This window comes from Huintestinicola sp., from assembly GCF_051882455.1.
Classification (GTDB): Bacteria; Bacillota; Clostridia; order Oscillospirales; family Ruminococcaceae; genus Huintestinicola.
The window spans coordinates 1-6,073 of the sequence record NZ_JBJERV010000083.1 but is presented as its reverse complement, the minus strand read 5'-3'; the positions used below and the strand labels follow the sequence as shown (position 1 = coordinate 6,073).

The window sequence follows — 6,073 nt, the reverse complement described above, 5'->3', positions numbered from 1 at the left end:
GTCCTGCTGACCTCTTTCAGCTCGCTTTCATCGCTTCTGAGATACTCCTTTTCATCTTCCGAAAGCTCCACCGAGTTGATAAAAACAATGTCGCCCTTTTCGGTCATACATACCGCTCCCTTGAAGGGCCACAAATTTACGCTGAGCTCGGGAGAATAAGGCTCCTCGCTTGGGGAATCCAGAGTGAAAATGCTTTTGAGATCGTAAAGCCCTGCTTTCATGCCGTCATAAACGCCGCTTTCGGCTTCGCTCTTAAATCTGCGGACAGCCTCGGGCGCTTCCTCGGGATAAAGCACAAGAGTGATATCCCCTGCGGTGGTGGATATGACCGCTTTCTCCGCTCCCTCGGCGGGAGGGGCAAGCTGTATAAGCTCCATATCGGAATAATCCGCCGCGGTATCGGCGGCAGGGGTCTGCTGCTCCTCGGCGTATTTCGTGTAGCTTTTCACCACGCTTGTCACCATTATGGCTCCCATTATGAAAATGAGCAGCAGAAAAACGGTGGATTTGCGCACTTTTATGGTCTTTGTCTGCATTTATTCACAGCCTTACTTTCTTGTTATCTTTGTGCCCTGACGGGTCTCCTCGATGACATATCCAAGCTCTGCTATTTTGTCTCTGAGAGAGTCTGCAAGGGCGAAATTCTTTGCCTTGCGGGCTTCCTTTCTCTGCTCTGCAAGCGCCTTTATCTCCTCGGGGATATCGTCCTCGGCGGAAGCGTTCTTCTCCTCTGCCTTCTTTGCGTGACCGATAAGGTCAAGTGACAGCACCTTGTCAAACTCGGCAATGAGCGCAAGCTTTGTGGAGGCGTTGGTCTCCGCCTTGAGTACATCGTAAAGGGCGGTCACGGCGAGAGATGTGTTAAGGTCATTGTCAAGAGCAGCCTTGAAGCCGTTCATCAGCTCGTCATATGCTGCCTTGTCGATATCAGAAGCAGGCTCGGAAAGAAGCCTTGCTATCCTTGCCACAAGCTTTGCAAATGCTCCCGCAGCATTGTCAAGGTTTTCATAAGAAAATACGAGAGACTTGCGGTAATGGGACTGGAGGCAGAAAAATCTATAAACGATGGGGTCATAGCCCTTTTCCTTGAGCAGGGAAACGGTGAGGAATTCGCCCTTGGACTTGCTCATCTTGCCGCTGCTTGTGTTGAGGTGATGTACGTGGAACCAGTAGTTGCACCACTTATGACCCAGATATGCTTCGCTCTGGGCTATCTCATTGGTGTGGTGAGGGAAGGCATTGTCTATACCGCCGCAGTGGAGGTCAAGATACTCGCCTAAGTGCTTCATGCTTATGCAGGAGCACTCGATATGCCAGCCGGGATATCCCACGCCCCAGGGACTGTCCCATTTAAGCTCCTGGTCGTCAAACTTTGATTTGGTGAACCAGAGAACGAAATCCGCCTTGTTGCGCTTGTTTCCGTCCTCGTCAACTCCCTCGCGGACTGCCACAGCTAAGTCCTCTTCTGAGAAATCACCAAAAACATAGTATTCCTTGAGCTTAGACGTATCAAAGTAGATATTGCCCCCTGCCTCGTATGCAAAGCCCTTTTCGATAAGGGAGGATATCACCTTGATGAAATCGTCAATGCAGCCCGTTGCAGGCTCCACCACGTCGGGGGTCTTGATATTAAGCTCGGCACAGTCAGCAAAGAATGCCTTGGTGTAAAAATCGGCTATCTCCATAACGGTCTTATGCTCACGCTTTGCGCCCTTGAGCATTTTGTCGTCGCCTGTGTCGCCGTCGCCGGTGAGATGTCCCACGTCGGTGATGTTCATAACGCGCTTAACGTCATAGCCCGAAAATCTCAGATACTTTTCCAGAACGTCCTCCATGATATAGCTTCTGAGGTTTCCGATATGTGCAAAATGATATACGGTAGGACCGCAGGTGTACATACTTACCTTGCCGTCGACAATGGGCTTGAAATCTTCCTTTTCGTGGGAAAGCGAATTGTAAAGCTTCATATTTTTTAACTCCTTATATTTGATTATTTCTTATTATCCTCGGCTTTGAAGCAGACGTCCGTCTTATCCGCCTCGGGGACATTTACACCCAGCTGCTTTTCAAGCCTGTTGAGCCTTACGGACATCTTGCAGAGCTCCTGTGCCACAGGGTCGGGGATATGCACCTGGTCAAGGTCTGCGGTAGGCTTGCCGTTGCAGCGCGCTATCCTTGCGGGAACGCCCACTGCTGTGCAGTTGTCGGGGATCGCCTCAAGCACCACCGCATTTGCGGCGATCTTTACGTTGTTGCCGACCTTAAAGGGTCCAAGCACTCTCGCGCCCGAGCCAACCATAACGTTGTTGCCCAGAGTGGGGTGGCGCTTTCCGTGGTCCTTGCCTGTTCCGCCTAAGGTAACGCCCTGATAGATAAGGCAGTTATCCCCTATCTCGGTGGTCTCGCCGATAACGACCCCCATGCCGTGGTCGATGAAAAGTCCCTTGCCTATCTTTGCGCCCGGGTGTATCTCTATGCCTGTGAAAAATCTCGCAAGCTGTGAGATCACCCTTGCCGTAAGGTAAAGCTTTTTCTCGTAAAAAAAGTGTGATACGCGATACGCTGCCACTGCGTGAAGTCCCGAATAGGTAAGAATTATCTCAAGAGTATTCTTTGCCGCAGGGTCTCTCTGCTTGACAGACTCGATATCCGCTTTGAAATGTTCCAAAAGTGTGCCTAAGCTGCTCATATGCTCCCTCGCTTATACTATTTTTTTTGCCCGAAAACCTGGGCAGTGTTGATACTAATCTTTAACCAACCTATAGACAAATCCGACAGCTATAACGCAGCCACTCGTCGTCAAGCTCCCTTGCCGGGCGACAGCCCGCCTGCGGTCGCTTTCCTAGATTGGCAGCGTTCTATCTGCCGTCTTTGTCTACAGAACGATTAAAGATTAGTATGAAACGCCTTTATCATATTATATGCGGACGTTTATCCCTTCGACTTGATAATATCACCAAACAAAAAAATAAGCCGTCCTCAGAAAATTCTGAAGACGGCGGAAATTTCTTTACCGGCGTGGTCCCACTTCAATTTGACAGGCTGTTTTATACAGTCATGTCCTCATAATGTCGTATAACGGCGACCTCCCGTGACAGCATACGCATATGCATAAGGCATACTTCCTCTGTCAGGCTGACGAACGCACTTCACCGATGATATTCACGCCGCTCACACCTAATCGGCGCTCTCTGCAGAAGCTCTCGAACGGTTACTCTGAACGCTGAGCCTTTATAATATTACATAACAAATGTATTATACCACGCCGCTAAAAAAATTGCAATAGGCAAAGAGATTTTTATTTGTAAATATTTTTCGGACGATTGACATAAATGGAGAAATATAGTATAATTATATTAAAGAAGTTATGGAGGTATCAGATGGGAACGTCTCCTAAGCCCGGGAGCAGGCGCATTTTGAAATTGCTCCTTATTCTGCTGCTGATAATTTTTTTCATACTCGCGGCAGTCAGCTTTCCGCTTAAAACCGTTTCATATGAAATATTTACGGATAAGATCACCAAGCCTGTGCGTATAGCACAGATATCCGACCTGCACGGCGAATATTACGGCAGGGATATGAAGACTCTGCTTGAAGCTGTTGACGCGAGCTCACCCGATGTTATTGTTCTGACGGGCGATATTTTCGACGATGTGAGGGATAATGAAAATACACGTATCTTTCTGAAAGCCGCTGTCTCTGAATACCCCTTCTTTTATGTTTCGGGAAATCACGAAATGAGAAAGGACGGCTGGGCAAATTTCAAACAGGAAGCGGCTGATATGGGCATCACCGTTCTTGAGGGAGAGAACGTCGGCTTTATGGGAATAACCATCTGCGGCGCATCGTCTACGGGCGACGGCAGGCTCACCTTTGACGGGAGCGTGGAGAAATGCGCAAAGGAAGCGGGAAACGGCTTCAATGTGCTTCTCGCCCACTATCCCGAGAAAATCGGATATTACCGCTCCTTCGGTAAATTCGACCTTGTGCTTTCGGGACACGCTCACGGCGGTCAATGGCGCGTGCCTTATCTGATAAACGGATTATTTTCTCCAGATCAGGGTCTGTTTCCCGAATATGCGGGGGGAATGTACGAGTTTGATGATGACTGCATGATAGTGAGCAGAGGGCTTTCTCGGACAAAAAATGTTATTCCCCGTATATTTAACAACCCCGAGCTGGTAATAATTGACATTCTGCCCGAAAGTGAGGAAAATTCTTGAACATAGACCCTGTGAAGATCATAAAAATATCCGCAGGAGCGGTAACGGCGGCGGCTGTATCATATGCCCTGGGGCTTGAGTACGCCGTATCTGCGGGAATTATCTGCCTGCTCACAATTCAGGACACCCGAAAGGAGACCCTTACGATAACCCTTAAAAGGCTTATCGCTTTCTGCGGAGTTACCGCTTTATGCGCTTTGATATTCGGTTTGTGCGGGTTCGGCTTATTGCAGCTCGGAGCGGTGCTGATGCTGTTTCTCACCCTGTGCGGCGCTTTGGATATGAGCGAGGCGGTGGCGATGAACAGCGTTATCGCTACTCACTATTTTGTCTCCGGTGACATTTCTCTGCCGATGATGGGAAACGAGCTTATGCTGCTGGCGGCAGGTGCGGGCATAGGCGTGCTGCTCAACATTTTTATGCCCTCAAACACCCGCAAGATACGACGTATACAGCAGGAAACAGACGATAAAATACGGCGTATTATCGGGCGTATGGCTGTGTATATCACTGCGGAGGACAAGTCCGATTACACGGGCAGCTGCTTTAAGGAAACCGACCGCCTGCTTGAGGCTTTGCGCAGGGAATCGGTGAAATACATCGGCAATTCCTTTGTGAGCGAGAAGGATTATTTTTACAAATACGTGGGAATGAGAATGGAGCAGTGCGTCATTCTTATGAGGATATTTACCGACATCAAGCGGCTGAGCATCGTTACCTCATACGCCGAGCCTATTGCCGATTTCCTTAATGAAATGAGCAGGCAGTTCAGTGAGATAAATGACGCCGTGGGGCTTCTTGAGGATATTGACGGGCTGTTTTCCTATTATTCGGAGGAGGCTCTCCCCCAAAGCCGTCAGGAATTTGAAAACCGTGCTTTGCTCTATCACATTCTCTGCGACCTGAAAAATTTTGTTGCCCTCAAGGCGGATTTTGCAAATGCTCTCGATGAGAATGAAAAGAAAAGATACTGGATAAATTATACTGCATAATATTTTGACGGAGGTATTTTTATGAAAAGGATAATCATTACGGACGACGAGATAATGAATCTCAGAATGACGGAATTTATTCTGAAAAAAGCAGGCTATGAAACGGTCAAAGCCGCTTCGGGCGCAGAATGTTTAAACGCTGTCAGGGAACAAAGGCCCGACCTTATCCTGCTTGACCTTTTAATGCCCGAGATGGACGGATTTCAGGTAATTGAAAAGCTCAGAAAATCTGAGGAGGGCAGAGATATCCCCATTATCCTGCTCACTGCCGCAGAGGACAGGGAGAGCCTTGACAGGGCTGCCGAAATGGGAGTAGCTGCCTGCGTGGGCAAGCCCTTTAAGCAGGAGGAGCTGCTGAGCAAAATTCAGACAGCGCTGGGGTGAAAAAAATGCTGACGGACCATATCAGAAAAGAGCTTTTCGAAAACAGGGACGAAAAGTATCAGAGCTTTCAGGCAAGGCTTATCCCGAATATTCCCGAGGAGAGCATTATCGGGGTGAGGACTCCTCTGCTGCGTAAAATGGCAAAGAGACTGTATTCGGAGGGGGCGGAGGATTTTCTTGCAGATGTTCCTCACGGATATTTTGAGGAAAATCAGCTTCATTTCTTCATTCTTTCTCACATCAGGGACTACGGTGCCTGCATTTCAAAGGTGGAAGAATTTCTGCCCTATGTTGACAACTGGGCGACCTGCGACCAGGGCTCATTTCCCGTTTTTGCAAGGCACAAGGAAGAGGTGCTTGAAAAGATAAGGGTGTGGATAGGCTCGGAGCATACATACACTGTGAGATTTGCGGTAAAGCTTCTTATGCAGCTTTTCCTTGACGAGGATTTTAAGGACGAATATCCGGAAATGG

Annotated in this window: 7 protein-coding genes; 4 read left to right on the top strand and 3 right to left on the bottom strand. The window is 48.6% G+C overall.

Annotated elements, in window-relative coordinates:
- The 3 genes from ACI4J0_RS10390 to epsC all read right to left on the bottom strand — a co-directional run.
- Positions 1-536: peptidylprolyl isomerase (locus ACI4J0_RS10390; protein WP_439765741.1), on the bottom strand; the 536-nt coding region annotated here is incomplete at its 3' end.
- A gap of 12 nt (positions 537-548) precedes the next feature.
- Positions 549-1,967, bottom strand: coding sequence for a cysteine--tRNA ligase (gene cysS, locus ACI4J0_RS10385; protein WP_439765740.1), 1,419 nt, complete (start codon positions 1,965-1,967; stop codon positions 549-551).
- A 23-nt stretch (positions 1,968-1,990) separates the two neighbouring features.
- Positions 1,991-2,689: a serine O-acetyltransferase EpsC gene (epsC, locus tag ACI4J0_RS10380; RefSeq protein WP_439765739.1), complete on the bottom strand. Its 699-nt coding sequence runs from the start codon at positions 2,687-2,689 to the stop codon at positions 1,991-1,993.
- Positions 2,690-3,416: 727 nt separating this feature from the next.
- Here epsC and ACI4J0_RS10375 point away from each other — a divergent pair.
- From ACI4J0_RS10375 to ACI4J0_RS10360, 4 genes are all read left to right on the top strand, one after another.
- Entirely contained in the window at positions 3,417-4,223 is an 807-nt protein-coding gene (locus tag ACI4J0_RS10375) for a metallophosphoesterase (protein ID WP_439765738.1), read from the top strand.
- Positions 4,220-5,215 carry an aromatic acid exporter family protein gene (locus ACI4J0_RS10370; RefSeq protein ID WP_439765737.1) on the top strand — a complete coding sequence of 332 codons (996 nt, stop codon included), beginning with the start codon at positions 4,220-4,222 and terminating at the stop codon, positions 5,213-5,215. The genes ACI4J0_RS10375 and ACI4J0_RS10370 overlap by 4 nt, the downstream gene beginning before the upstream one ends.
- A gap of 21 nt (positions 5,216-5,236) precedes the next feature.
- Positions 5,237-5,599 carry a response regulator gene (locus tag ACI4J0_RS10365; protein WP_439765736.1) on the top strand — a complete coding sequence of 121 codons (363 nt, stop codon included), beginning with the start codon at positions 5,237-5,239 and terminating at the stop codon, positions 5,597-5,599.
- Positions 5,600-5,604: 5 nt separating this feature from the next.
- The coding region (locus tag ACI4J0_RS10360) for a DNA alkylation repair protein (protein ID WP_439765735.1) at positions 5,605-6,073 on the top strand (469 nt) is incomplete at its 3' end.

Bases quoted from the DNA above. Each gene is read 5' to 3' on its own strand.
- cysS (WP_439765740.1), bottom strand. From the start codon at position 1,967: ATGAAGCTTTACAATTCGCTTTCCCACGAAAAGGAAGATTTCAAGCCC.
- epsC (WP_439765739.1), bottom strand. From the start codon at position 2,689: ATGAGCAGCTTAGGCACACTTTTGGAACATTTCAAAGCGGATATCGAG.
- ACI4J0_RS10365 (WP_439765736.1), top strand. From the start codon at position 5,237: ATGAAAAGGATAATCATTACGGACGACGAGATAATGAATCTCAGAATG.